Source organism: Bradyrhizobium sp. CCGE-LA001 (genome assembly GCF_000296215.2).
Lineage (GTDB): Bacteria > Pseudomonadota > Alphaproteobacteria > Rhizobiales > Xanthobacteraceae > Bradyrhizobium.
On sequence record NZ_CP013949.1, the window covers coordinates 7,361,348 to 7,385,183 of the forward strand.

24 protein-coding genes are annotated in these 23,836 nt (G+C 64.5%); 11 read left to right on the forward strand and 13 right to left on the reverse strand.

Annotated features, from left to right (window positions below; all coding sequences use genetic code 11):
- Window positions 1-97 precede the first annotated feature (97 nt).
- The 6 genes from BCCGELA001_RS33465 (at window position 98) to BCCGELA001_RS33490 (ending at window position 6,135) form a co-directional block, all read left to right on the forward strand.
- On the forward strand, window positions 98-709 hold the full coding sequence (locus tag BCCGELA001_RS33465; RefSeq protein ID WP_060737233.1) for a glutathione S-transferase family protein: 612 nt from the start codon (window positions 98-100) through the stop codon (window positions 707-709).
- Window positions 710-723: 14 nt separating this feature from the next.
- Window positions 724-1,593 (forward strand): MBL fold metallo-hydrolase, encoded by an 870-nt coding sequence (locus BCCGELA001_RS33470; protein WP_008541514.1) that lies wholly within the window; start codon window positions 724-726, stop codon window positions 1,591-1,593.
- A 129-nt stretch (window positions 1,594-1,722) separates the two neighbouring features.
- Window positions 1,723-2,871, forward strand: a complete 1,149-nt coding sequence (locus tag BCCGELA001_RS33475; RefSeq protein WP_060737996.1) for an alpha/beta hydrolase — start codon at window positions 1,723-1,725, stop codon at window positions 2,869-2,871.
- Between the two features lie 65 nt (window positions 2,872-2,936).
- A complete protein-coding gene (gene mbfA / locus BCCGELA001_RS33480) occupies window positions 2,937-3,908 on the forward strand; it encodes an iron exporter MbfA (protein WP_060737234.1) in 972 nt (323 codons plus the stop codon).
- Window positions 3,909-4,113: 205 nt separating this feature from the next.
- On the forward strand, window positions 4,114-5,586 hold the full coding sequence (locus BCCGELA001_RS33485; protein ID WP_060737235.1) for an amidase: 1,473 nt from the start codon (window positions 4,114-4,116) through the stop codon (window positions 5,584-5,586).
- 195 nt (window positions 5,587-5,781) lie between these two features.
- A complete protein-coding gene (locus BCCGELA001_RS33490) occupies window positions 5,782-6,135 on the forward strand; it encodes a nuclear transport factor 2 family protein (RefSeq protein ID WP_060737236.1) in 354 nt (117 codons plus the stop codon).
- Window positions 6,136-6,280: 145 nt separating this feature from the next.
- Here the strand turns inward: BCCGELA001_RS33490 and BCCGELA001_RS33495 are convergent, their stop codons facing one another.
- Genes BCCGELA001_RS33495 through BCCGELA001_RS38085 form a run of 3 tightly spaced genes read right to left on the reverse strand, consistent with a single transcriptional unit; the run spans window position 6,281 to window position 9,394 of the window.
- The gene (locus BCCGELA001_RS33495; protein WP_060737237.1) at window positions 6,281-7,369 is read right to left on the reverse strand and encodes a Zn-dependent alcohol dehydrogenase; all 1,089 of its coding nucleotides are present in this window, start codon (window positions 7,367-7,369) and stop codon (window positions 6,281-6,283) included.
- A 43-nt stretch (window positions 7,370-7,412) separates the two neighbouring features.
- Window positions 7,413-9,197: an acyl-CoA dehydrogenase family protein gene (locus BCCGELA001_RS33500; RefSeq protein ID WP_008541486.1), complete on the reverse strand. Its 1,785-nt coding sequence runs from the start codon at window positions 9,195-9,197 to the stop codon at window positions 7,413-7,415.
- Between the two features lie 35 nt (window positions 9,198-9,232).
- The gene (locus BCCGELA001_RS38085; protein WP_158511671.1) at window positions 9,233-9,394 is read right to left on the reverse strand and encodes a hypothetical protein; all 162 of its coding nucleotides are present in this window, start codon (window positions 9,392-9,394) and stop codon (window positions 9,233-9,235) included.
- Window positions 9,395-9,429: 35 nt separating this feature from the next.
- Between BCCGELA001_RS38085 and BCCGELA001_RS33505 the strand changes: the two genes are divergently transcribed.
- The gene (locus BCCGELA001_RS33505) at window positions 9,430-10,131 is read left to right on the forward strand and encodes an SDR family NAD(P)-dependent oxidoreductase (protein WP_060737238.1); all 702 of its coding nucleotides are present in this window, start codon (window positions 9,430-9,432) and stop codon (window positions 10,129-10,131) included.
- A gap of 125 nt (window positions 10,132-10,256) precedes the next feature.
- On the forward strand, window positions 10,257-11,087 hold the full coding sequence (locus tag BCCGELA001_RS33510) for an enoyl-CoA hydratase (RefSeq protein ID WP_060737997.1): 831 nt from the start codon (window positions 10,257-10,259) through the stop codon (window positions 11,085-11,087).
- Window positions 11,088-11,143: 56 nt separating this feature from the next.
- Here the strand turns inward: BCCGELA001_RS33510 and BCCGELA001_RS33515 are convergent, their stop codons facing one another.
- Together BCCGELA001_RS33515 and BCCGELA001_RS33520 are read right to left on the reverse strand one after the other, a co-directional pair.
- On the reverse strand, window positions 11,144-11,767 hold the full coding sequence (locus tag BCCGELA001_RS33515; protein WP_060737239.1) for a GNAT family N-acetyltransferase: 624 nt from the start codon (window positions 11,765-11,767) through the stop codon (window positions 11,144-11,146).
- Between the two features lie 68 nt (window positions 11,768-11,835).
- Window positions 11,836-12,039 carry a DUF1127 domain-containing protein gene (locus BCCGELA001_RS33520; RefSeq protein ID WP_008541482.1) on the reverse strand — a complete coding sequence of 68 codons (204 nt, stop codon included), beginning with the start codon at window positions 12,037-12,039 and terminating at the stop codon, window positions 11,836-11,838.
- Window positions 12,040-12,149: 110 nt separating this feature from the next.
- Here BCCGELA001_RS33520 and BCCGELA001_RS33525 point away from each other — a divergent pair, with 110 nt between their 5' ends.
- Window positions 12,150-13,049, forward strand: coding sequence for a transcriptional regulator GcvA (locus tag BCCGELA001_RS33525; RefSeq protein ID WP_060737240.1), 900 nt, complete (start codon window positions 12,150-12,152; stop codon window positions 13,047-13,049).
- 144 nt (window positions 13,050-13,193) lie between these two features.
- A complete protein-coding gene (locus BCCGELA001_RS33530; RefSeq protein WP_060737998.1) occupies window positions 13,194-14,522 on the forward strand; it encodes an MFS transporter in 1,329 nt (442 codons plus the stop codon).
- A 139-nt stretch (window positions 14,523-14,661) separates the two neighbouring features.
- Here BCCGELA001_RS33530 and BCCGELA001_RS33535 read toward each other — a convergent pair whose 3' ends face one another.
- The 3 genes from BCCGELA001_RS33535 to BCCGELA001_RS33545 are packed head-to-tail and all read right to left on the reverse strand — an operon-like array spanning window position 14,662 to window position 17,268.
- Window positions 14,662-15,075 carry a Rieske (2Fe-2S) protein gene (locus BCCGELA001_RS33535; RefSeq protein ID WP_008541477.1) on the reverse strand — a complete coding sequence of 138 codons (414 nt, stop codon included), beginning with the start codon at window positions 15,073-15,075 and terminating at the stop codon, window positions 14,662-14,664.
- Window positions 15,075-16,184 (reverse strand): amidohydrolase family protein, encoded by a 1,110-nt coding sequence (locus tag BCCGELA001_RS33540; protein ID WP_008541476.1) that lies wholly within the window; start codon window positions 16,182-16,184, stop codon window positions 15,075-15,077. Before BCCGELA001_RS33540 ends, BCCGELA001_RS33535 begins: the two co-directional genes overlap by 1 nt.
- A 25-nt stretch (window positions 16,185-16,209) precedes the next feature.
- The gene (locus tag BCCGELA001_RS33545) at window positions 16,210-17,268 is read right to left on the reverse strand and encodes an amidohydrolase family protein (protein ID WP_008541475.1); all 1,059 of its coding nucleotides are present in this window, start codon (window positions 17,266-17,268) and stop codon (window positions 16,210-16,212) included.
- 142 nt (window positions 17,269-17,410) lie between these two features.
- Between BCCGELA001_RS33545 and BCCGELA001_RS33550 the strand changes: the two genes are divergently transcribed.
- Complete coding sequence (locus BCCGELA001_RS33550; RefSeq protein ID WP_008541474.1) at window positions 17,411-17,893, forward strand: CinA family protein; 483 nt, start codon at window positions 17,411-17,413, stop codon at window positions 17,891-17,893.
- 167 nt (window positions 17,894-18,060) lie between these two features.
- On the opposite strand, the gene BCCGELA001_RS33555 is transcribed toward BCCGELA001_RS33550, so the two are convergent.
- The 5 genes from BCCGELA001_RS33555 to BCCGELA001_RS33575 form a co-directional block, all read right to left on the reverse strand.
- On the reverse strand, window positions 18,061-18,327 hold the full coding sequence (locus BCCGELA001_RS33555; protein ID WP_008541473.1) for a DUF1488 family protein: 267 nt from the start codon (window positions 18,325-18,327) through the stop codon (window positions 18,061-18,063).
- Between the two features lie 88 nt (window positions 18,328-18,415).
- Window positions 18,416-19,885 carry an AMP nucleosidase gene (locus BCCGELA001_RS33560; RefSeq protein ID WP_008541471.1) on the reverse strand — a complete coding sequence of 490 codons (1,470 nt, stop codon included), beginning with the start codon at window positions 19,883-19,885 and terminating at the stop codon, window positions 18,416-18,418.
- Between the two features lie 163 nt (window positions 19,886-20,048).
- Window positions 20,049-21,383: an HlyD family type I secretion periplasmic adaptor subunit gene (locus BCCGELA001_RS33565; RefSeq protein WP_008541469.1), complete on the reverse strand. Its 1,335-nt coding sequence runs from the start codon at window positions 21,381-21,383 to the stop codon at window positions 20,049-20,051.
- Complete coding sequence (locus tag BCCGELA001_RS33570) at window positions 21,380-23,128, reverse strand: type I secretion system permease/ATPase (RefSeq protein WP_060737242.1); 1,749 nt, start codon at window positions 23,126-23,128, stop codon at window positions 21,380-21,382. The genes BCCGELA001_RS33565 and BCCGELA001_RS33570 overlap by 4 nt, the downstream gene beginning before the upstream one ends.
- 253 nt (window positions 23,129-23,381) lie before the next feature.
- Window positions 23,382-23,651, reverse strand: a complete 270-nt coding sequence (locus BCCGELA001_RS33575) for a GlsB/YeaQ/YmgE family stress response membrane protein (protein WP_008541453.1) — start codon at window positions 23,649-23,651, stop codon at window positions 23,382-23,384.
- Between the last annotated feature and the right edge of the window lie 185 nt (window positions 23,652-23,836).

Below are 23,836 nucleotides of genomic sequence, written 5' to 3' on the forward strand. Positions count from 1 at the left end.
TCTTACGGTGCGGATTGCGGAACGACGTGGATGGCCGGGTCAAGCCCGGCCATGACGGATGAGAGAGCTGTCGTTAAGTCATCGTAGGATACCTTCAATGAAACTCACCTTCTCCCCCGCCTCGCCTTTTGCCCGCAAGGTGCGCATTGCCGCGATCGAGCTCGGGCTGATCGATAAGATCGAGCTGACCCCCGCGACCGTCGCGCCGGGCACGGCCAACGAGGACTATTCGAAGATCACGCCGCTGAAGAAGCTGCCGGTGCTGATCACCAATGACGGCGACGTCATTTTGGACTCCTACGTCATCGTCGAATATCTCAACGAGCTCGCCGGCGGCAGCCTAGTGCCGGATTACGGCCCGCGGCGCTGGAAGACCAAGACCAACCACTCGCTGATCAACGGCATGCTCGATTCCATGCTGCTGTGTCGCTACGAGAAGATGGTGCGGCCGCAGGGCCTGCAATGGCAGGCCTGGTCGGACGACCATTGGAACAGGGCCTGGACCGGCATGGCGCGTTTCGAGAACATGCCCGAGGTGCTGAACGGCCCGTTCGACATCTCGCAGATCGGACTCGTCTGCGTGCTCGGCTATGCCGACTTCCGCTTCGCCGATTGCGGCTGGCGCAAGGCCTATCCAAAGCTCGACGCCTTCCACCAGAAGATGCTGGAGCGGCCCTCGGTGAAGATCTCGGTGCCACCAGCCGCATAGCAGCGGAGTTCCCCATGAGCCTGAAGTTCTCAGTCGGCGATCTCACCATCCATCGCGTCATCGAGCAGGAAACCTCGTTCGTCCCGGCACTGGAGATGCTGCCGGGCCTGACGAGCGAAGTGCTGGCCGAGAACCGGGCCTGGATGCGGGAGGCGAAGGCGCTGGATGAGCATGACGTGCTGCTGCTGTGCTTCCAGTCCTACGTGGTGAAGACGCCGCACCACACCATTTTGATCGACAGCTGCATCGGCAACGACAAGCCGCGACCGCAGCGGCCGAAATGGAACATGAAGACCGACGACACCTATTTAACCGGCCTCAAGGCCGCAGGGTTCTCGGTCGATGACATCGACTTCGTGATGTGTACGCATCTGCATGTCGACCATGTCGGCTGGAATACGCGGCTGGAAAACGGCCGCTGGGTGCCGACCTTCCCCAAGGCGCGCTATCTATTCGCCAAGCAGGAGTTCGATCATTGGTTCGCGCAAAACGCGAAGGCGGAGGTGCCACCCTTCGCCGATAGCGTGCTGCCGGTGGTCGAGGCCAAGCGCCATGAGCTCGTCGGCAACGACCACCAGATCGGCGATCACGTGCGCATCCTGCCGACCCCCGGCCACACGCCGGGCCATATCGCCATCACGATGGGCCGTGGCAAGGACGATGCGGTGTTCTCCGGCGATCTCATGCATTCGCCGCTTCAGACGCTCTATCCGGAGCTGTCGATCAAGTTCGACGTCGATCCGCCCGCAGCAGCAAAAACGCGCCGCAGTTTTCTCGAGCGCTATTGTGACACCGATACGCTGTGCTGCACCGCGCATTTCCCCTCGCCGTCGGTCGGGAAGATCAAGCGCAAGGGCCACGCATTCGTCTGCGCGGCGGTGTGACTAAGACACCGCACCTGTAGGGTGGGCAAAGCGAAGCGTGCCCACCATACCAGGCTGTTGTGGGAGATCGGTGGGCACGGCGCTTTGCGCCTTTGCCCACCCTACAATACTGCCCGAGTGGAGAACACCATGACCGATCTCCCCGAAATCCCCCTGCCCGCCGGCATTCGCTCGCGTTACGTCGAGGGCATCAACGGCTTGCGGATGCATGTGCTGGAGGCCGGCTTCGAAACCAAAGAGCGGCCCTGTATCCTGTTGCTCCACGGCTTTCCCGAGCTCGCCTTCTCCTGGCGCAAGGTGATGCCCGCACTCGCCGCCGCCGGCTATCACGTGATCGCGCCGGACCAGCGCGGCTATGGCCGCACGACGGGATGGAGCGCCGAGTATGACGACGATCTCACCCCCTTCTCGCTCTTGAATCTGGTCCGCGACGCGCTCGCCCTGGTGTCGGCGTTCGGCTACAGGCAGGTCGATCTGGCCGGGCACGATTTCGGCAGCCCGGTCGCGGCCTGGTGCGCACTGATCCGGCCCGATGTGTTTCGTTCGGTCACGATGATGAGCGCGCCCTTCGGCGGACCACCGGCGCTGCCGTTCGACACGGTCGACCGTCCGTCGAAGCCCGCGGTGGAAGATCCCGTTCATCGCGAACTCGCCGCGCTGCCGCGTCCGCGAAAGCACTATCAATGGTACTATTCGACACGCCAGGCCAATGCCGAGATGCAGCAGGCCCCGCAGGGCCTGCATGATTTCCTGCGCGCCTATTATCATCACAAGAGTGCGGACTGGACCGACAACAAGCCTTATCCGCTGAAGTCATGGTCCGCAGGCGAGCTGGCAAAGCTGCCGACCTACTACGTCATGGACTTGAATGAGACCATGGCCGAAACGGTCTCGAAGGAGATGCCCTCTCCCGCTGCGATCGCCGCCAATCAATGGCTGCCGGACAGCGATCTCGCCTATTACGCCGCCGAATATGGCCGCACCGGATTCCAGGGCGGGCTGCAATGGTATCGCTACGGCACGTCGGGCATGCTCAACAACGAGATGCAATTGTTCGCTGGACGAAGCATCGACGTGCCCTCCTGCTTCATCTCGGGCAAGCAGGATTGGGGCACCTATCAGCGCCCGGGCGTGTACGAAGCAATGCAGGGACGCGGCTGCACGAAGATGCTCGGCTGCCATCTCGTCGACGGCGCCGGTCATTGGGTGCAGCAGGAACAGCCGGCCGAGGTGAGCAGGTTGCTGCTGGAGTTTCTCGCCAACACTTGCACCGGCTGATTTGACCCGGGAACGAGGGCACCCTATATAGTTTAGAATAATTCTAAACTAATGCCAGGGCCGCCGTGAAGAGTTTTTCCGAGCTGACGGAGCGCGAGGTGCTGGCGGTCGCGATCTCCTCCGAGGAGGAGGACAGCCGCATCTACATGACCTTCGCCGAAGATCTGCGGGAGCGTTATCCGGACACGGCCAGGATCTTCGAGCAGATGGCCGAGGAGGAGCGCGGCCATCGGCATCGCCTCCTCCAGCTCTACGAGCAGCGTTTTGGCCCACACCTGCCGCCGATCCGCCGCGACGACGTCAAAGGCTTCTTGCGCCGGCGCCCGATCTGGCTGACCAAGAACCTGCCGCTCGACACCATCCGGAAAGAGGTCGAGACCATGGAGCTCGAGGCCGAGCGCTTCTACGCGCGCGCCGCCGAGCAGGCCGAGGATGTCGGCGTGCGCCGCCTGCTCGGCGATCTCGCCGAGGAAGAGAAGCATCACGAGCACCGCGCCACAGAGCTTACCGACGAGATCCTCAAGCCGGACGTGCGCGCCGAGGAAGACCGCACGCGGCGGCGGATGTTCGTGCTGCAGTATGTGCAGCCCGGGCTCGCCGGGCTGATGGACGGATCGGTCTCGACGCTGGCGCCGCTGTTTGCCGCGGCCTTCGCCACGCACCAGAACTGGCAGACCTTCCTGGTGGGCCTTGCCGCCTCGATCGGAGCCGGCATCAGCATGGGCTTTGCGGAAGCGCTGTCCGACGATGGTTCGCTCACCGGGCGCGGCTCGCCTTGGCTGCGCGGCCTCACCTGCGGCGCGATGACGACGCTCGGCGGCCTCGGCCACACCGCGCCTTATTTGGTGCCCGACAGCTGGGCCAACGCATTCTGGATCGCGACCGCAATCGCCTGCGTCGTCGTGTTCTTCGAATTGTGGGCGATCGCCTTCATCCGCTCGCGCTACATGGACACGCCGTTCCTCCAGGCCGTGTTCCAGATCGTGCTCGGCGGCGCCATCGTGCTGGCGGTGGGGATCGTGATCGGGGCGGCGTAGCAACCTCATACTCGCTGTCATGCCCCGGCCTGATGTTTAGACCGGACAGATCACTGACAGGTGTTCGGAGACATAGCTGACACATCAAAATGGGCTGGACCTTCCCGGTCAATCACCGGCAGCACATCAATCGCGATCAAACACCCGTTGCGGCATCCGGCCAAACTGCGCATCATCCTTGGATAATAAGAACAGGAGACGTGCAGTGGCCGGATCGCAATGGAGTTTCGAGAGCGCCGTCGAGCTGTCGACTGCGCTGACGGCAAAGAAAGTTTCCGCGGTCGAGCTCACCCGGGACGCGATCGGCCGCATCGAACGGCACGACGGTAAGATCAACGCGATCTGCGTTCGCGATTTCGATCGCGCGCTCGCTGCAGCACGCGATGCGGATGTCGCACTGGCGCGCGGCGAGCGGAAGCCGCTGCTCGGCCTGCCCTTGACGATCAAGGAATCCTTCAACATCGCAGGCCTGCCGACGACCTGGGGATTCGTTCCGCAGAAGAACTTCAAGCCTGCCGAAGACGCGCTGCCGGTGGCGCGGATCAAGCAGGCGGGCGGCGTGATCCTCGGCAAGACCAACGTCCCGGTCGGCCTCGGCGATTGGCAGAGCTACAACGACATCTACGGCACCACGAACAACCCGTATGACCTCGGCCGCACGCCGGGGGGATCGTCCGGGGGATCGTCGGCGGCCCTCGCCGCGGGCTATTGCGCGCTCGCCACCGGCTCCGACATCGGCGGCTCGCTGCGCGTACCGGCGTTTCATTGCGGCATCTTCGCCCACAAGCCAACCATCAATCTCTGCGCAGCGCGCGGCGAGACGCCGCCGCCGTTTCCGGCCATTCCGCGCGAGGGCGATCTCGCCGTCATCGGTCCGATGGCGCGCACGGCAGCGGATCTGTCTCTGCTGCTCGACGTCATGGCTGGACCGGATCCGCTCGAAGCCGGGGTCGCCTACAAGCTCGATCTGCCGGCGGCACGGCATCAGACACTGCGCGATTTCCGTGTTCTCTTGATCGAGAGCCACCCGCTGCTGCCGACCGACCGGGACGTGCGCGGCGCGATCGACACGCTCGCGACCGATCTTTCGAAGGCCGGCGTGACGGTCGCGCGTGAGAGCCCGCTGCTGCCAGACTTCGCCGAGACGTCCCGGCTGTACATGCGCATGCTGCTGGGCTTCCTCGGCGCGTTCTTCCTGCCGGAGGAGCTTGCGGACGTGCAGGCCCGGGCGAGCCGATTGTCGCCGGAGGACCGCAGCCTCAGTGCAGAGCGACTGCGGGGGGCGACCGAAAGCCACCGCGCCTGGGTGCTCGACGCCGGTGCCCGCGCCGGCCTGCGCGCGCAATGGCGCGCGCTATTCAAGCGTTTCGATGCGGTGATCTGCCCAATCATGCCAACGCCGGCGTTTCCGCATGATCATTCGCCGGAGCAGCGCCTGCGAACGATCGGCATCGACGGCAAGGACTATCCCTATTCCGACCAACTCGCCTGGCCGGGCATTGCGACGCTTCCGGGCCTGCCGGCAACGGCCGTTCCGCTCGGCCTGTCGAAAGACGGCCTGCCGATCGGCGTGCAGATCGTCGGCCCCTTTCTCGAGGACAGGACGCCGCTCAAGCTTGCCGAGCTGATCGAGCGCGAATTCGGCGGATTCGTGCCGCCGCCTATGTTTAACGATTAGCGCTCGCCCACGCGTTATTGCGAGGAGCCCGCGACAAAATTGCGAAGCAATTTTGCGCTGGTGCGACGAAGCAATCCAGACAGCATCCGCGGAGACATTTCTGGATTGCTTCGCTACGCTCGCAATGACGGGTCAAGCAACATCGAGATTGCGGATACGCGCTTCGCGCCCCGGAATAACAGGAGGAGGAACACCATGAGCGACGACCTCGAGCGGCTCACCGCGCTCAACCACGACTATGTCGCCGCCGTGCAGAATTGCGACGTCAAGCGCTTCGACGAGATCCTGGCGCCGGAGTTCTACTGCTCGAATCCGGACAAGACGCTTGTGAACCGCGCCGCCTTCCTGGAGCAGACGGCGCGGCCGATCGCGATCCGCAATCTGCACGCGCACGACGTCAATATCCGCATCATGGGTGACTTCGCCATCATCCACGCCGCAACGAGCTATACGACGGCCGATGGCCAGCAGGCGACGGGGCGGTACACCGATTGCTGGGCCAAGCAGAACGGCAGATGGCTCGCGGTGTCCGCGCACGTGTCGCGGTGAGTGAGCGTATTGCCTCCGAACCTTCGCTGTCATGCCCCGGCTTGACCGGGGCATCCAGTACTCCGCGGCGGCATTTGTGCCAACGAACTACTGCCGCGGCGTACTGGATCGCCCGCCTGCGCGGGCGATGACGCCGTCAGTGTGGTCAGCTATCGAACACGATGACGCTGCGCAGCGTCTTGCCGGCCTTCATGTTGGCGAAGCCCTCGTTGATCTCGCTCAGCTTCAGCTTGGCCGAGATCCAGTCCTCCAGGTGCAGCCGGCCGCGCAGGTAGAAATCGACCAGGCGCGGCATGTCGACGCGAAAGTGGTTCGAGCCCATCGAGGAGCCCTGGATTTTGCGCTCGCGCAGAAAGTCGAAGCCATGCAGCTCGATCTTCTGCCCGAACGGGATCATGCCGACGATGGTGGCGGTGCCGCCGGACGTCAGCATGCCGAAGGCCTGCTCGGCGGTCTCCTTGCGGCCGAGCACCTCGAAGGAATGATGCACGCCGCCATTGGTGAGGTCGCGCACCTGCTTGACGACGTCGCCATCGGCAGGATTGATGATGTCGGTCGCGCCCAGCTTGGTCGCGAGCTGGAGCTTGGCCGGATTGGTATCGATGGCGATGATGCGGCCGGCGCCGGCGATCTGCGCGCCGTTGATCGCGGCCATGCCGACGCCGCCGCAGCCGATCACCGCCACGGTCTCGCCGGCCGTCACCTTGGCCGTATTCACCACCGCGCCGTAGCCGGTGATAACGCCGCAGCCGATCAGGGCGGCGAGATCGAGCGGCATTTCTTTACGGATCTTCACGATGGCGTTCTCGTGCACCAGCATCTGCTCGGCGAAGGAGGACAGATTGAGGAACTGGTGCAGCTTCTCGGGCCTCGACCACTGCATCCGGTTCGAGACGCCCGGCATCATCTTCACCGTGGTGTCGGTGCAGAGCACGGTACGGCCCGTGGTGCAGTTGTCGCAGGTGCCGCAGAATACCGACAGGCAGGTGACGACATGATCGCCGGGCTTGACGTAAGTGACGTCGGAGCCGACCTGCTCGACCACCCCGGCGGATTCGTGTCCAAGCACCGCGGGCAATGGATGCGGGTAAAGTCCTTCCATGAAGTGCAGATCGGAATGGCAGAGCCCGGCAACCGATGTGCGGATCAGAACCTCGCGCGGGCCGGGCTTCGGCAGGCTGATGTCCTCGATGACGAGCGGCTGGTTGACTTCATGGAGGACGGCGGCCTTCATCGAGCACTCCCCGGTGTGTTTTTGCTTGATCGTGAAGTACAGCCTACGCCGCCAGAACCAGTTCGCCAACCTCGCTCATGCCGGCTGAGCTGTCGCCAAGCAGCAGTGCGGCGATCTTCGCCCGCACGGGATTTTCCGTCAGCCGGAACGGATCACCCGGCGACACGCGGTGGTCGACCACGAGACGCGACAGCAGCAGCCGGCGCGCATCGCCGCGCATGTCGTGGATGCGGTGTGCCTCCCAGGCGAGCGCGACCGCGCTTGCGACGTGATAGAGCAGGCTGGTGGCGCGCCGCGCGTCCGCCTCGTTGTCGGCCTTTGACGCGACCTCGCGTGCGAGGCCGACGGCACGATCGACGAGCCCGCGCAGATGGTCGCGCCAGGCCTGCGGCACGGTCGCGCTGTCGTCGAGCCGGGCATGCAGATCGGCCGCGAGCGCGGATTCGGCACCGTGACGACCGACAGCGCGCCTGAGCGCGTCGATCGCGACGATGTTGCCCGTGCCTTCCCAGACCGAGCCGAGATGGGCGTCGCGCAGCAGACGGGGTGTGGCGAATTCCTCGATATAGCCGATGCCGCCGCGCATCTCGAGCGCATCGCCGCAGACCTTTCGCGCGTCGCGGGTGGCGCGGAATTTCAGCGTCGGAGTGAGGATGCGCAACAGCGCCGCGGCGTCCTGACTGCCGGCTTCGGCGCGGTCGAGCGCATCGGCGGTGAGGAAGCTCATCGACAGCGCCTGCTCGACTGGCAGCATGATCTTCAGCATCTGCCGCCGTCCCAGCGGCAGGTCGATGATACGGCTGCCGAACACCACTCGGTTCCTCGCGACCGTCATCGCGTCGTGATAGGCCCGGCGCATCAGCGCGGTCGACTTGACGCCGTTGGAGAGCCGCGACGAGTTCACCATCTCGGCCATCTGCACGAAGCCGCGGTCGAGCTTGCCGACGGCATAGGCGATGGCGCCTTCGAACTTGATCTCGCCCGAGGCCATCGAGCGGGTGCCGAGCTTGTCCTTGAGACGCACGATCCGGTAGTGGTTCTGCGAGCCGTCGTCGAGGAAGCGCGGCATCAGGAACAGCCCGACGCCGCGCGTGCCGGGGCCGGCGCCTTCAGGGCGGGCGAGCAGCATCACCACCTTGGCGTCGGCATTCGAGCAGAACCATTTCTCGCCATAGAGGCGCCAATGGCCGCCCTCCTGCGCCGCGCGCGTGGTCAACGTGCCGACGTCGGAGCCGCCCTCCTTTTCGGTCATGAACTGGCCGCCCTGCGTCAGCTTGCTCATGTCTGTCTGTGTGAGACCGTCGAGATACTTCGCCTTCAGCGCCTCGCTGCCGAAATTCGCCAGCAGTTTTGCGCAGCCGTCGGTGACGTTGATCGGGCAGCCCATGCCGAATTCGGTCTGGTTGAACAGGAAGGTGAAGGCGTGCTTGGCGACAACAGGATATTTGTCAGGCCAGCCCATGATGCCCTTTCGGATCGAGAGCGCGTGAATGCCGAACTCGCCGAACGCGGCCTTCTCCAGTTCGCGATAGGCCGGATGATATTCGATCCACTGCACGTCGCGGCCGAACTTGTCGCGCTGGTGCAGAATGGGCGTGTGCCGGTCGGCGAGCCGCGCGCATTCGTCGAGCACGCCGCCGGCGAGTTCGCCGAGACGATCGAGATGCGGCTCGATGTGACGGAAAAGTCTATCAGGCAGATGGATGCGCAGCAGGTCCGTCAGCGCCGGATCGGCGCGGTAGAAATTCATGCCCGAGGTGTCGGGCGCCAGCAGGCCGGACGGCTCGGCCGCGACTTTTTCGGGCTGCGCTTGGACCGGCTTGTGCATGATCGTCCTCTTCGTTTCCGTCCGGGGGCAAGTCTTCACTTGTCCAGGCGCTTGCCGCTTGGGATGATGTCGATCATGCTCCAGCGGCGGACGCGGATAAAGCCGCAAATCGTCAGGGCCGCATGATCGCCGTGCGTGAGCAATTCGCTGTGCGGAATTGTGAACGCTCCGGCTGGTTGTCCGCGCGGACCATGCATAGATCAACGGCTCCCCGTCTGCGAGAGATCACGCCATGGAACACCCGAAATACAAGATCGCGCTCATCGTCGGCGCCGGCGAAGGATTGAGCGCGTCGCTGGCGCGGCTGTTGGCCGCCCAGAATATCCGCGTCGCCCTTGCCGCGCGCAAGATCGAGAAGCTCGGCGCGCTCTGCACCGCGACCGGCGCCAAGGCCTATGCCTGCAACGCGACGGACCCCGAGGAAGTCGAGCGGCTGTTCGGCCTCGTCGAGCGCGAGATCGGCACGCCCGATCTCGTCGTCTACAACGCCAGCGGCCGCACCCGCGGACCGTTCGTGGATCTCGTCCCCGCCGATGTGGCGCAGGCGATCGCGGTCAGCGCCTATGGCGGCTTCCTGGTGGCGCAGCAGGCGGCCAAGCGCATGCTGCCGAACAAGCATGGCGCGATCCTGTTCACCGGGGCCTCGGCCAGCGTGAAGGGCTATGCTCAGTCGGCATCGTTCGCGATGGGCAAGTTCGCACTGCGCGGGCTGGCGCAGAGCCTCGCACGCGAATTGTCGCCGCAAGGCATCCATGTCGCGCATTTCGTCATCGACGGCGGCATTCGCAGTGCCGCGCGCACCGAACCCGCGGACAAGCCGGATTCGATGCTCGATCCCGACGCGATCGCAGAGAGCTATTGGAGCGTGTTGCAGCAGCCGCGCAGCGCCTGGAGCTGGGAGCTGGAGCTGCGGCCCTGGGTGGAGAATTTTTGAGGCGATAAGGCAACAACAACCGTCATTGCGAGCGAAGCGAAGCAATCCAGAGATGCCTCCGCGGAAGCAGACTGGATTGCTTCGTCGCTTCGCTCCTCGCAATGACGAAGCTAATGGGAGGCGACATGACCACGGAAACCACCATCGACACCGGCACGAACGAACTCCTCTGCGTCATTCGCGACCGCGTCGCAATCATCACGCTGAACCGACCGGAGGCGCGCAACTCGCTGTCGGATGCGCTGACGCCGGCGCTGCGCACGATGATCCGGAGCTGCGGCGAGAACCCGGATGTCGGCGCGCTGCTGCTCACCGGCGCGGGCGAAGCCTTCTGCGCCGGCGGCAACGTCAAGGGCATGGGCGAGCATCGCGATCCGAAGAAGCTGGAGATGTCGCTGGAAGAGCGCGTCGCCGATCTGCAGGAGCGGCAGCGGCTGCTCACGGGCGCGCTGGTGTCGGTGCGCAAGCCGACCATCGCCGCCCTGCCCGGCCCCGCGGTCGGCGCGGGCCTTGCCATCGCCATGGCCTGCGACATCCGCATCGCCGCGCAATCGGCCTTCGTCGCCACCGGCTATGCCCGCATCGCGCTCAGCGGCGATTACGGCATCGCCTGGCTGCTCACCCGTCTGGTCGGCACCGCGCGAGCGCGCGAATTGATGTTCACCGGCGACCGGGTCGATGCTGCCAGGTGCGAGGCCATCGGCCTCGTCAATCGCGTCGGGCCTGATGACAAGCTGCAGGCCGAAGCTTTCGCCTTGGCGGGGTCGCTCGCCGCAGGTCCGCGCCTGGCGCTGCGCTACATGAAGGACAATCTCGACGAAGCCGTGCTGTTCGACTTCGAAACCGCCCGCGACCATGAGGCGGAACGGCTGGTGCGCCTGACCACGACCGCGGATCACAAGGAGGCCGTGCAGGCCTTCATCGAGAAGCGCAAGCCGGTGTTCACGGGGAAGTAGGCGGCGCAAAAAAGAAGCCCGGCGCTGGTTCTCACCAGGCCGGGCTTGCAGTGGTGTCAGGCCGAGGCTGAGGGGCGATCGGCCTGACGGGAAAGGGCGGCGAGGCGCCAGCTCGCACAAGGAATGTCTTTCGGCGCGACGCTGATCTCCTTGTCGAACCGAACCAGCTTCCAATCGTCGGGATGGTTGACGAACGTGAAGCCGGACTTGCGCGCGAGCGAGATCATGGTCTCGTTGGAGCGCAGCGTGTCGCCGAAGATATGCTCGGCGCCGAGCGCAGCGGCGCGGCACTCGAGGTTCTTCAGAAGCGCGGTGGCGATGCCGTGGCCTTGCCAGCGGTCGTCGACCGACATGCCGAACTCGACCGTCGGGGTTTCGGCATGGAGCGCATAGCGCAGCTCGGCGACGATGGTCTCAAAGCCACCGACCATCATGGTCGCGACGACGGTGAAGCGCTCGTGCCCCCCGACCTCGAGGAAATCGTGCAGCAATCCCTTCGGCAGTTCGCTGATCGCGCCGAAGAAGCGGTTGTAACGCGAGCGGGTCGAGAGCGAGCGGAAATAGTGCTGGAGCTCGTCGGTGTCGCGCGGCTCGACGAAGCGGACGGTGACGGCGTCACCCTGCCGTGTGCGCAGTGTATCCGAATATTGCGCGAGGTCTTCGAGGCGAAGCGTGCTCATGACACATGCCGTGGGGAAAGAGGACCGCCGGCGCCCCTGTGCTTAGGCGGCGCCGGCCTGGCGGCCAATCAGGCCCGCCAGAAGGGCTTTTCGGCCTCATAGGCGACATCGGACCAGGAGAGGCCTACGTCCTGGAGATCCCGGGCCGTCCAGTTGGAGAGCTCGCGCCTGTTGCGATAGCGCTCGTGCCAGACATGAAGGGTGTCACCGATCTGGTAGAGCAGACCAAGCGCATGATGATTTGTCATCGAATTCTGGGTCAAAATGGACATCTTCAGCTCCTTGAGCTAAGTTGACCGCTAATATCCGCCTTCTGTTGCGCCGCGACAAACGACAATTTGTACCTTTTCGCATGAAATAACGTCATGTATCCTGCTGCCAGATGACTGCCAGATTGCCCTCCTTGAACGGTTTGCGGGCGTTCGAGGCCGCCGCGCGCCATCTCAGCTTCACGCTGGCCGCGAGCGAGCTGAACGTGACCCAGACCGCGATCAGCCATCAGATCCGAAGATTGGAGGAGGAGCTCGGCATCCGCCTGTTCGTCCGGCAGAACCGCGCGCTGGCGCTGACGCCGGAGGCGCGAGACTACCTCCCCGGTGTGCGCGCTGCCTTCAACGACCTGCGCCTCGCCACCGACCGCCTGCTGCGCAAGGACGACGACAAGGTGCTGACGGTATCGACACTGGCGTCGCTGGCCGCAAAATGGCTGCTGCCACGGCTCGCCGATTTCCAGGAGCAGCATCCCGGCATCGATGTCCGCATCACCACCTCGACGAGCCTGGTGGATTTCCAGCGCGACGACGTCGATGCTGCGATCCGCTATGGCCGCGGCCAATGGCCCGGCCTGCGCGCCGACTGGCTCATGGCGGACGAGCTGTTTCCGGTGTGCAGCCCCTCACTGCTGCGTGGCGACAAGCCGCTGCGCCGGCCCGAGGACCTGCGAAACCATCCGCTGCTGCATACCTCCAACGCCAATAGCGACGATTGGCGGCTGTGGCTGACGGCGGCCGGCCTGCCCTCCGATATCGCGAGGCACCCCGGCATCACCTTCGACATGATCTTCATGACCATCCAGGCCGCGATCGACGGCATCGGGGTGGCGATGGGACGCACGTCCTACGTCCAGGACGACATCGCCAAGGGCCGGCTGGTGGTGCCCTTCAAGATCGCGCTGCCGGCGGACGCCGGCTTCTACCTGGTCTCGCCGGAAGGTCGCCGTGAGGCGCCAAAACTGGCCGCTTTCCGGGACTGGATGATCGCTGCAACGCAAAATAAAGCCTGAAAAATCATCAGCTTCCCCGGCAAAATCGGTTGACTCGCCTCGCCCCGCGCGGGAAGGGGTATGGCATATTGTCGCAGCATCAATCTGTCGCCTTGCCGGAAGGACGATTTTCGGCCGGCCACGCCTTTCCAAGGGGAGAACGCCATGGCTGGATCAGCCGCATCGACCAATCCACCCGCGATCAAGTCGCGCATCGGCGCCATCCTGCGCGCGACCTCGGGCAATTTCCTCGAGCAGTTCGACTTCTTCCTGTTCGGCTTCTATGCCGCCGCGATCGGCAAAGCGTTCTTCCCCTCGACCAACGAGACGGCCTCGCTGCTCAACACATTCGGCGTGTTCTGGCTCGGCGCACTCATGCGTCCCGTCGGCGCGATCGTGCTCGGCGCCTATATCGACCGCATCGGCCGCCGCCAGGGCCTGATCGTCACCCTCGGCATCATGGCGTTCGGCACCGTCGTCATCGCGTTCTGCCCGAGCTACGAAACCATCGGCATCGCGGCGCCGATCATCGTGCTGGCTGGCCGGCTGCTGCAGGGCTTCTCGGCGGGCGTCGAACTCGGCGGCGTGTCAGTGTATCTCGCGGAAATCGCAACGCCCGGCAATCGCGGCTTCTACACCTCGTTCCAATCGGCGAGCCAGCAGGTCGCGATCTTCGTCGCTTCGATCCTCGGCTTCATCCTCTCCGAGCTGATGCCGGCCGACACCGTGGCGGCCTGGGGCTGGCGCATTCCGTTCTTCGTGGGCTGCCTGATCATTCCGCTGATCTTCGTCCTGCGACGGACGCTGGAGGAGACGCCGGCCTTCCTCGCCATGAAGAAGCATCCGACCACGCGCGAGGTGTTCGCCTCCGCCCTCACCAACTGGCGCATCGTCGTGCTCGGCATGATGATCGCGATCCTAACCACGACGACGTTCTACTTCGTCACCGTCTACACGCCGACCTTCGGCAAGACCGTGCTGAAGCTGTCGACGCAGGACGCGCTGCTCGTGACTCTGCTGGTGGCAGTGAGCAACTTCATCTGGAATCCGGTCGGCGGCGCGCTGTCCGACCGCATCGGCCGCAAGCCGGTGCTGCTCGCCATCGCCGGCCTCTCGCTCGTCACCGCCTATCCGGCGCTGCACTGGCTGGTGGCGGCGCCGACCTTCGGCAAGCTGCTCGCGGTCGAGATGATGTTCTCGTTCTATTTCGGCGTTTACAGCGGCACCATGCTCGGCGCACTCGTCGAGATCGTGCCGGCGCATGTGCGCACCACCTGCTTCTCGCTCGCCTTCGCACTCGCCGCCGCCCTGTTCGGCACCTTCACGCCGTTCGCGTCGACCTGGTTGATCGAGCGCACCGGCGACAAGGCCGCGCCCGGCTTCTGGCTGATGTTCGCAGCCCTGCTCGGCATCATCGCGGCCTCGACGGTGTATCGCGGTGGCGGCACGGTGCCGGTTTATGATGCGGTGCCGGAGCCGGTGGCGGGGCATTAGGACAGTGTCATTCCGGGGCGCGCATAGCGCGAGCTAAGATGCGCAATTGCGCATCGGAGAATCCATTTCTCCCAGCATTCCCGTCGCACGATGGATTCCGGGCTCGATGCTTTGCATCGCCCCGGAATGACCGTGGGATCTACAGCTCCACCACCACGTAGTCGCTCTCGACCTTCACCGGGATGGTCTCGGCGACATACGGCCCCTTCACCACGCTGGCGCCCGGCTCGACATGAGCGGGATACGCCTTCACGCGGAAGCGGCGGGGGTCGCAATAGGACTGGCCGGTGCGGATGTCGAACTCCCAGCCGTGCCAAGGGCAGCGGATGATCTCGCCGAGTTTCGTATATTCGATCTCGCCGGGATCGCTGGATTGCGCGAGTCCGATCAGCGGGCCCTCGCACAGCGCCGCGCCCTGATGCGGGCAGCGGTTCATCAGGCCGAAATATTCACCCTTGATGTTGAAGACGGCGATCGGCCGTCCGTCGATCTCCAGAAATTTTCGCGTGCCCGGCGGAAGCTCGTCGACCGCGGCGATCACATGACGGGCCATCAAGCCAGTCCGTAAAGCTTCTTGGCATTGCCGAGATAGAACGCCTCGCGATTGGTCTCGCTGACGCCTGCCGGCAAGACGCGCGACGGCTCGTCATAATCCCAATGCGGATAGTCCGTTGCGAACAAGAGCCGGTCCCAGCCGATCCAGTTGATGACGTCGAACAGATCCTCGCGCCGCTCGGGGTCTTCCATCGGCTGCGTCGTCCACCACACCTGCTCGCGGATATATTCGGACGGCGGCCGCTTCACGTGTGGGACCTCGCTGCGCAGGCGCTGCCAGGCCTTGTCGAGCCGCCATGCCAGCGACGGCGCCCAGCCGAAGCCGGCCTCGATCATCACCATCTTCAGCTTCGGGAAGCGCTCGAACACGCCTTCCAGCACGAGGCTCGCCAGCGCCGATTGCTGGCACTGCGAGTGCCCCACCATCTCCTCGATGTAATAGGACGGCCAGCCCGAGGGCGTAATCGGATTGCCGCCGAAGCCGAAGGCGTGAACGCCGACGGGAAGGCCGGCCTCTTCCGCGGCCTGGTAGATCGGCCAGTAACGGCGCTGGCCGAGCGGCTCGACATTGCGGCTGAGCAGCAGCACCTGGACGAAATTCTTGTCGCCGGCGCGCTCGCGGATTTCGGCGGCGGCCGACAGCCCGTCCTCATTGCCAACGACAATCGACGCCTTCAGCCGCTTGTCCTTGCTGGTCCATTTGTCGATCTGCCAGTCGTTGATCGCCGAGCAGAGAGCGGCCGAGAGCTCGTGATTGCGGATGCCCTGCCCGGTGTTGAGCGGGTTGAGCACGCCCAATTGCACGTTGTTGGGATCGAGCAGTTGCTTCTGCATGAAGGAGAGCGAGGAGCCCTGCGGGCCGCCTTCCGGCGGATAGGCATCGCGGCGCGAGGCGTTGGGCTGGGCCTTCGGATAGGGCGGGCCTTCCATCATGCCCTGATAGGCATGGACGCCGTAGATTTCGAGGTGATGCTGCCAGCGTTTGGCGAGATAGGGATAGAGCTCGGTGCGGGTGGCGCGAGCCGGATGGATGTCGCAATCCGCGATCGCGGTTTTCGTCGTCAGTGGGGAAGCAGCTTCTTGGCTCTCGCGGAACTGGATATTCATCGCCTTGCCTCCTTTGGCAGCGGGCTCATTTCAGGCGGGGATAGGTCGCATGCGGATTGTCGATCATGATCTTGCGCACGAGATCGGGGGACAGACCTTCGGGCAGCGCGTCCTGGCCATCGAACTGCCAGTGCGGATAGTCCGTGGAGAATAGGACCAATTCGTCCGACTGCATATGATCAAACAGGCGATTTAATGTCGCCGAGTCTGGCGGTGCATCAAATGGTTGTAACGAGAAGCGGATGTTGCTGCGCACAATGTCCAGCGGCGCGCGGTCGACCCACGGCGTCTCCATCCGCACCCCGCGCCAGAATTTGTGCAGGCGCCAGAGATAAGGGGAGATCCAGGAGACGCCGGATTCCAGCATCACCATCATCAGCCGCGGATATTTGGCGAACACGCCCTCGACAATCAGACTGGTGAGCTGGGTCTGGAACGCCTGGGCCTGACCGACATAATCCTCGATGTGATAGGACCCCCATCCCACCGCGGTCGGCGGATTGTGATAGGCGGAACCGGCGTGGATGCCGATCGGGAGTTCCAGACGCTCCGCGGCCGCGTAGATCGGCCACAGCGCGCGCTTGCCGAGCGGCGTATCGCCCATCACCAGCATCAGCACCTGCACGAAGCGCTTGTCCTGCGCGCAGCGCTCGATCTCCGCCACGGCCTTCTCGACGCTTTGCGTGGGGATCACGATCGAGCCTCGCAGGCGGGGATCGCGACCGAGCCATTCTCTGGCGAGCCAATCGTTCAGCGCGCGGCAGAACGCCGCCTGCATGTCCTCGGAGAACACCATCTGCACGCCGTAGAGCGGATTGCAGATGGCGTAGCTGAGCTGGAAAGGATCGAGAACATGGCGCTGCATATCCTCCAGGCGTTCGCCGGGTTTGCCGGACTCTGGGCGCCAATCGGGCCGCGACACGATCGGCGATTTCTCGGGATAGGATTGTGAGACGAGATCGACCATGCCGCGCGTCGTCACCTGATCGCGCCAATAGTCGTTCAGGTACGGCAACAGGCTGGTCAGATGCGGCACGGCCGGATGCACATCGCAATCCACCCCGCCAGCGATCAGGGACGCCATGACGTCTCCTTCACGTTTCCTCGTCTCATTCCGTCTTGTCCGCCATTCAAGCAGGCCTGCCCGTCGCCCGCAACTCGGCCAAGCCTTCTGTCATATGCTAGGAAGGCTGGGCTCGGTTGCGAGGGAAGGAGAGGTCAAAAGGATGAAAGAGCTCGTCGGCATTGCGGAACAGGTCGCCGCCAAACTGATCGCGCGCAAGCAGACCATCGCCGTGGCGGAATCCTCCGCCGGCGGGCTGATCTCAGCCAGCCTGCTCGCCGTGCCCGGCGCGTCCGCTTATTTCCTCGGTGGTGCCGTGGTCTACACCCGCGATGCCCGGCGTGCGCTGATGGATATTTCGGATGAGGGAATGAAGGGCTTTCGCTCGTCTTCGGAGCCCTATGCACAGCTGCTTGCGGAGCGGATGCGATCACGCTTCAGCTCCGACTGGGGCCTCTCCGAGACCGGCGCCGCCGGCCCCACCGGCAATCGCTACGGCGATGCCGCGGGCCATAGCTGCATGGCAGTCGCAGGGCCAGCGGTAGAGGTGATGACGCTGGAGACCGGTAGCCACGACCGGTTCGGCAACATGCAGGTCTTCGCAGTGACGGCGCTGAAGCTGCTGCTGAGGAAGCTGGAGGGGTGAACGAGCGTGACTCAAGCGAGTGGGAGCGAGGTCACCACGTCACAGCTGTCATCGCCCGGCTTGACCGGGCGATCCAGTACTCCGAGGAGGTTGTGATTGAAATCGAGGCCACAGAGTACTGGATGCCCCGCCTTCGCGGGGCATGACAGCGGAGAATGGAGCCGCAGCTACCTGCCCAAATGCCGCATGAAGATCCGCACCACATAGCCGTGGAAGCGCGGCGCTTCGTCGTAGAGGTCGGATGCGATCCGTTCGATGGTCTCGCGCAACGACAGGAACTGCGCCTGGCGTGCGCTGCTTTCGGTACCCTGCATGCCCGCGAGCTCGTCCATCGCGGCGTCGCTGATCTGGCACTGCACCACATCACCGTCGTTCAGCATGGTGAAGCGAAAGGCCAGCCGTTCCAGATCATGGCCGATGATCTTGTCGCGCATGAGTGGCATCAAGTCGTCCTGGTCGAGCTCCCGCTCTGAACAATGCTGAAGATCGCTCCGATTGTCAGCAGCAAAGCGCAGCTTGATCCTACTGGAACGCGACTTCGGCGAAACTGCGGAGCTTGCGCGAATGCAGCCGCTCGGATTCCTGCTGCTTGAGCCGATCCAGCGCCTTCAGGCCGATCTCCAGATGTTGGCCGACGCGGCGGCGATAGAACTCGCTGGCCATGCCCGCGAGCTTGATCTCACCATGCAGCGGCTTGTCGGAGACGCAGAGCAACGTGCCGTAGGGGACACGGAAGCGGTAGCCGTTGGCGGCGATCGCGGCCGATTCCATGTCGAGCGCCACTGCGCGCGATTGCGACAGGCGGCGGATCACCTCCGGGCCGGAGATCTCCCAGTTGCGATTGTCGACGCTCGCCACCGTTCCCGTGCGCATCAAGCGCTTGAGCTCGAAACCTTCCAACCCCGTGACGTCCTCGACCGCCTCTTCGAGCGCGACCTGCATCTCGGCCAGCGCCGGGATCGGCACCCACAGCGGCAGCTCGCTGTCGAGCACGTGGTCCTCGCGCACATAACCGTGGGCGAGCACGTAGTCGCCGAGCCGCTGCGTGTTGCGCAGGCCCGCGCAATGGCCAAGCATCAGCCAGGCGTGCGGCCGCAGCACGGCGACGTGATCGGTGACGTTGCGCGCATTGGACGGACCCGTGCCGATGTTGATCAGGGTGATGCCGCGATAATCCGGTGCGACCAGATGGAAGGCCGGCATCTGTGGTGTGCGAGCCGGCCCTGTGCCGCTGACGGCACCGCCGCTGGTGGTGATCACGTTGCCGGGCGCGACGAAAGCATCGAGACCGGCCTCGCCGGACTGAAGCCGCTGCTGGCAGAGCTGCGCAAAGGCGTCGACATAGAACTGGTAGTTGGTGAAGATCACGAAGTTCTGGAAGTATTCGGGATCGGTGCCGGTGTAGTGGTAGAGCCGTCGCAGCGAGTAGTCGACCCGGGCGGCGCGGAACAGCGACAGCGGCTCGGCCACCCCCGGCCGCAGCTCGAAGGTGCCGTCGGCGATCGAATCGTCCATCGTGGCGAGATCAGGCACGTCGAACGCATCACGCAGCGTCCGCGTGACGGACGAGTTCTCGCTGGTGGTGATGGCGGCTTCGATGTTGATGTCGCGGCGATAGGCGAAATGGATCGGGATCGGCTCGGCGGATTCGCCGATCTCCACCGGCACGCCGTGGTTCTGGATCAGCAAACCGATCTGCTCGGTGAGATAGCTGCGGAACAGATCGGGCCGCGTGACGCTGGTCTCGTGCACGCCGGGGCCGGCGACAAAACCGTAAGCGAGACGCGAATCCAGCCGCGCATGCGTTGCGGTAGTGAGACGGACGAACGGATAGTAAGCGCGAACCCGCGTCGTGATCGCTTCGCCACCGACATAGGCCTCGAACCGCTCGCGCAGGAATTTCGTATTGCGCTCGTAGATCTCTTCGAGCCGCGCGACGGCGCGGCCTGCATCGGAGAAGGATTCGGTGGCGATGGAGGGTAGGGTTTGCATTGTTCGACCGCCGGGTTGCTGTTTGCGATCGTAGTATAGCAAACTGGCAGCAAAGTCGTCATTGCGAACGCAGCGAAGCAATCCAGAAATCTCTCCGTAGAGGCAGACTGGATTTGCTTCGCTGTGCTCGCAATTACGAGTGAAGACGACGCGCTATCGCGCGTCACTTCTCGCGGAAGGCGCGCATCAGCTGGTCATGCAGCGGCTTCATCAGATAGGACAGCATGGTGCGGTCGCCGGTCTGCACGAAGGCTTCCACGGGCATGCCGGGAATCATCTTGACGTCGCCGAGGCGGGCGATCTCTTCGGCGGGCATCGAGACGCGGATGGTGTAGTAGCTCTGGCCGGTACGCTGGTCGGTGGTGACGTCGGGCGACACGCGGCTGACCACGCCGTTGAGCTCGGGCGTGGTGCGCTGGTTGAAGGCGGACAGTCGCAACAGCGTCTTCTGGCCGATCTGAAGCTTGTCGATGTCGACCGGGTTGACCTTGGCCTCGACCTGGAGATCGTCGGCCTGCGGCACGATCAGCATCAGCGCGTCGCCTGCGGTGATGACGCCGCCAATGGTGTGCACCGTCGATTGCAGCACCATGCCGTCCTGCGGCGCACGGATGTCGACGCGGCGGAGCTGGTCCTCGGCGGCGACCTTGCGCTCGATCAGCTCGCCGATCTTGTCGTTGGTCTCGCGCAGGTCCTTGGAGACTTCGCTGACCACGTCCTTGTCGATCTGGATGATTTGGAGCTCGGTCTCCGTGATCTTGCCCTTGGCCTGGGCGCGCGAGGCGATGTACTGCGCGCGTTCGCCGTTGAGGCGGGCCGAGTCGCGTTCGAGCTGGGTCAGGCGCGAGATCTGCACCAGGCGCTTGTCGTAGAGCTCGCGCACGCCGGTGAGCTCGTTCTGCACCAGCGAGATCTCCTGGTCCTTGGCCTTCTCCTGGGCGCTGAGACCGGAGATTTCCTCGTTGAGCTGCGTGATGCGCTCGCGCAGCTGCGCCTTCTGTCCGGTGCGGCCGTTGACGCGGACGTCGAACAGCTTGGTCTCGGCCGAGAGCAGTGCTTTGACGTCGGGATCGTTGGCGCGCTCGAGAAGGCTTTGCGGAAACTCGATCTTGTCGAGACCGCGCTGCTCGGCCTGCAGCCGCGCCGCCCGCGCCTGCGCGGCATCGAGATTCTTGGTGACGATGGCAAGGTTGGCCTTGGTGACGGTGTCGTCGAGCCGCACCACGACGTCGCCGGCCTTGACCACGTCGCCGTCGCGTGCGCGCACCTCGCCGACGACGCCGCCGGTCGGATGCTGCACCTTCTTGACGTTGGATTCGACCACGATCTGGCCCGGCGCAATCAGCGCGCCCGAGATCAGCACCGTGGAAGCCCAGCCGCCGAGACCGACGACCAGCACCAGCACGATCCCGAGCCCGAGCATCAGGTGGAACTTGATGGAATCGCGCACGGTCTTGTTCGCGGAAGGCTTAGGTCCACCGATCGCCAACGTGCTCATGGCTTGGGCACTCCACCTTCGCTGACGATCTTGATCGGGGCCGGCGGCGTCACGCGCGGCTGGAGCACCTGGGCGAGGACCTGCTCCTTCGGACCGAAGGCCTGCATGCGGCCGTCGCGCAGCACTAGGATCTGGTCGACCGCCTCGACGCCGATCGGCCGATGCGCCACCACGACGACGATGGCCCCGCGCTCGCGCGCGGCGCGGATGGCACGGGTCAGCGCCTCGTCGCCTTCGGTGTCGAGATTGGAATTGGGCTCGTCGAGCACGATCAGGAACGGATTGCCATAGAGCGCGCGAGCCAGCGCCACGCGCTGCGCCTGGCCTGCCGAAAGCGCGGTGCCCTGCTCGCCGACCTGCGTGTTGTAGCCCTCTCGCATCTTGATGATCATCTCGTGCACGCCGGCCTCCTTGGCCGCGGCGATGATGGCATCGGAGGTGGCTTCGAGGTCGAACCGGCTGATGTTCTGGGCGATGGTGCCGCCGAACAATTCGACGTCCTGCGGCAGATAGCCGATGTGGCGGCCGAGCACGTCGCTCGACCATTGATCCAGCGCCGCGCCGTCGAGCCGGACCTTGCCGCGCGCCGGCTGCCAGACGCCGACCAGCGCGCGGATCAGCGACGATTTGCCGGAACCGCTCGGCCCGATGACCCCGAGGCCGTTGCCGGCGGCGAGCGCGAAGGTGATGTCCTGCACGATGAGGCGCTGGTCGCCCGGCGGCACCATGGCGACGCCTTCGACCGAGAGCCGGCTGGTGGGCGGCTGCAGCTGCGTCGGCATCGCTTGCGCCGGCATCTGCTCCAACAGGCGGGTCAGGCGCTGCCAGCTCTGGCGCGCCGCGACGAAGGATTTCCAATGCGCGATGGCGAGATCGACCGGCGCGAGCGCGCGGGCGGAGAGGATCGACCCGGCGATGATGATGCCGGCGGTCGCCTCCTGGTGGATGACGAGATAGGCGCCGACCGCGAGCACCGCCGATTGAAGCATCATACGCAGCACTTTTGCGACCGCGCCGAGACCGCCGGCGACGTCGCTCGCGCGCTGATTGCCGGCGAGATATTTTTCGTTGGCCTCGCTCCACCGCTGGTTCATGCGGCCGGCCATGCCCATGGACACCATGACTTCGGCATTGCGACGGCTGGCCTGGGCGAGATCGTTGCGCTGCGCGGCAAGGCCCATCGCTTCTTTCGCCGGCTGGCGTGACATGAATTCGGTGACCAGCGTCAGGCCGACCAGGATGATGGCGCCGACCAGCGCGGTGACGCCGATCATGACGTGGAAGGCGAAGCAGATCGCGAGATAGAGCGGCAGCCAGGGCAGGTCGAAGAACGCGCTCGGACCCATGCCGCCGAGGAAGGAGCGGACATTGTCGAGGTCGCGCAGCGGCTGGAGGCCCTCGTTGCGACTGCCGACGAGGAGCGGCAGGCGCACGATGGTGTCGAACACGCGCTTGTTGAGGGCTTCGTCCAGCGCGGTGCCGATCCGCCCGAGGATCCGGTTGCGGATCATGTCGAGCAGGCCCTGCGCCATGTAGAGGAAGCTGGCGAGGATGATGAGGCCGACCAGGGTCGGAACGCTGCGGCTGGGCAGCACCCGGTCGTAGACCTCCAGCATGAAGATCGACCCCGTCAGATAGAGCAGGTTGATCATGCAGCTCATCAAGCCGACGCCGATGAACGCCGTGCGACAAGCACGCAAGGCGTCACCGAGCTCTGAACGGCGGACGCCAGGGATGGCTGCCATCAGTCTTGTCTCTTTCAGGTAAGGGGCGAGGCCCCTGATTTCAAAGACGATTCAGGGGTACTCGCCGCGGATTAACATCTGTTTTCCGGCCGTCCAACGCGGTCGAAATAATCCGGATCCCTGACAGGCCACATCTACCCCTGATTGCCTTCCGCGCAATCCGGAATTTCACAGGCTTACGGCTTTTTCTTGCAGGCTTTCAGCCGGTTCCGGGGAAAGGGAGAAACCGAAAGTTCCAACCCCCAACGCCGGGCTAGAGCCGCCCGCCGCCACGCACCAGCCGGACCACCAGCAGCAGAATGACCGCGCCGATCGCGGAATAGACGATCTCGGAGACGAGCCCGGTGCCAAGACGAATGCCGAGCTTGGGAAACAGAAGGCTCGCCACCAGCGCACCGGCAATGCCGATCACGATGTCGCCGATGATGCCGAATCCAGCGCCCCGCACGATCTTTCCGGCGAGCCAGCCGGCGACCAGGCCGACGAAGAGGATGACGAGCAGGCCTTCGTTGGAAATGTGCATCCGTTAAGTCCCTCTTCCCTGAATGCCCGCATGGAACGGGAACCGGGATGAATGAGGTGTGAATGCTGCTCGCGGCCGGTCAGTTGCGGGAGTCTCGATACAAGGGCCGAAAACAACCCCATGCACAGTAGACAAGTTGATGATTTCGTAGAGAAAATTCTCAAGTAGGGAACTCTGCGCGTCAC

What these genes read in the sequence shown, in the direction of transcription:
- BCCGELA001_RS33465 (WP_060737233.1), top strand. Translation starts at nt 98, where the DNA reads ATGAAACTCACCTTCTCCCCCGCCTCGCCTTTTGCCCGCAAGGTGCGC.
- BCCGELA001_RS33470 (WP_008541514.1), top strand. Translation starts at nt 724, where the DNA reads ATGAGCCTGAAGTTCTCAGTCGGCGATCTCACCATCCATCGCGTCATC.
- BCCGELA001_RS33475 (WP_060737996.1), top strand. Translation starts at nt 1,723, where the DNA reads ATGACCGATCTCCCCGAAATCCCCCTGCCCGCCGGCATTCGCTCGCGT.
- BCCGELA001_RS33490 (WP_060737236.1), top strand. Translation starts at nt 5,782, where the DNA reads ATGAGCGACGACCTCGAGCGGCTCACCGCGCTCAACCACGACTATGTC.
- BCCGELA001_RS33495 (WP_060737237.1), bottom strand. Translation starts at nt 7,369, where the DNA reads ATGAAGGCCGCCGTCCTCCATGAAGTCAACCAGCCGCTCGTCATCGAG.
- BCCGELA001_RS33500 (WP_008541486.1), bottom strand. Translation starts at nt 9,197, where the DNA reads ATGCACAAGCCGGTCCAAGCGCAGCCCGAAAAAGTCGCGGCCGAGCCG.
- BCCGELA001_RS38085 (WP_158511671.1), bottom strand. Translation starts at nt 9,394, where the DNA reads ATGCATGGTCCGCGCGGACAACCAGCCGGAGCGTTCACAATTCCGCAC.
- BCCGELA001_RS33505 (WP_060737238.1), top strand. Translation starts at nt 9,430, where the DNA reads ATGGAACACCCGAAATACAAGATCGCGCTCATCGTCGGCGCCGGCGAA.
- BCCGELA001_RS33510 (WP_060737997.1), top strand. Translation starts at nt 10,257, where the DNA reads ATGACCACGGAAACCACCATCGACACCGGCACGAACGAACTCCTCTGC.
- BCCGELA001_RS33515 (WP_060737239.1), bottom strand. Translation starts at nt 11,767, where the DNA reads ATGAGCACGCTTCGCCTCGAAGACCTCGCGCAATATTCGGATACACTG.
- BCCGELA001_RS33520 (WP_008541482.1), bottom strand. Translation starts at nt 12,039, where the DNA reads ATGTCCATTTTGACCCAGAATTCGATGACAAATCATCATGCGCTTGGT.
- BCCGELA001_RS33525 (WP_060737240.1), top strand. Translation starts at nt 12,150, where the DNA reads ATGACTGCCAGATTGCCCTCCTTGAACGGTTTGCGGGCGTTCGAGGCC.
- BCCGELA001_RS33530 (WP_060737998.1), top strand. Translation starts at nt 13,194, where the DNA reads ATGGCTGGATCAGCCGCATCGACCAATCCACCCGCGATCAAGTCGCGC.
- BCCGELA001_RS33535 (WP_008541477.1), bottom strand. Translation starts at nt 15,075, where the DNA reads ATGGCCCGTCATGTGATCGCCGCGGTCGACGAGCTTCCGCCGGGCACG.
- BCCGELA001_RS33540 (WP_008541476.1), bottom strand. Translation starts at nt 16,184, where the DNA reads ATGAATATCCAGTTCCGCGAGAGCCAAGAAGCTGCTTCCCCACTGACG.
- BCCGELA001_RS33545 (WP_008541475.1), bottom strand. Translation starts at nt 17,268, where the DNA reads ATGGCGTCCCTGATCGCTGGCGGGGTGGATTGCGATGTGCATCCGGCC.
- BCCGELA001_RS33550 (WP_008541474.1), top strand. Translation starts at nt 17,411, where the DNA reads ATGAAAGAGCTCGTCGGCATTGCGGAACAGGTCGCCGCCAAACTGATC.
- BCCGELA001_RS33555 (WP_008541473.1), bottom strand. Translation starts at nt 18,327, where the DNA reads ATGCGCGACAAGATCATCGGCCATGATCTGGAACGGCTGGCCTTTCGC.
- BCCGELA001_RS33560 (WP_008541471.1), bottom strand. Translation starts at nt 19,885, where the DNA reads ATGCAAACCCTACCCTCCATCGCCACCGAATCCTTCTCCGATGCAGGC.
- BCCGELA001_RS33565 (WP_008541469.1), bottom strand. Translation starts at nt 21,383, where the DNA reads ATGAGCACGTTGGCGATCGGTGGACCTAAGCCTTCCGCGAACAAGACC.
- BCCGELA001_RS33570 (WP_060737242.1), bottom strand. Translation starts at nt 23,128, where the DNA reads ATGGCAGCCATCCCTGGCGTCCGCCGTTCAGAGCTCGGTGACGCCTTG.
- BCCGELA001_RS33575 (WP_008541453.1), bottom strand. Translation starts at nt 23,651, where the DNA reads ATGCACATTTCCAACGAAGGCCTGCTCGTCATCCTCTTCGTCGGCCTG.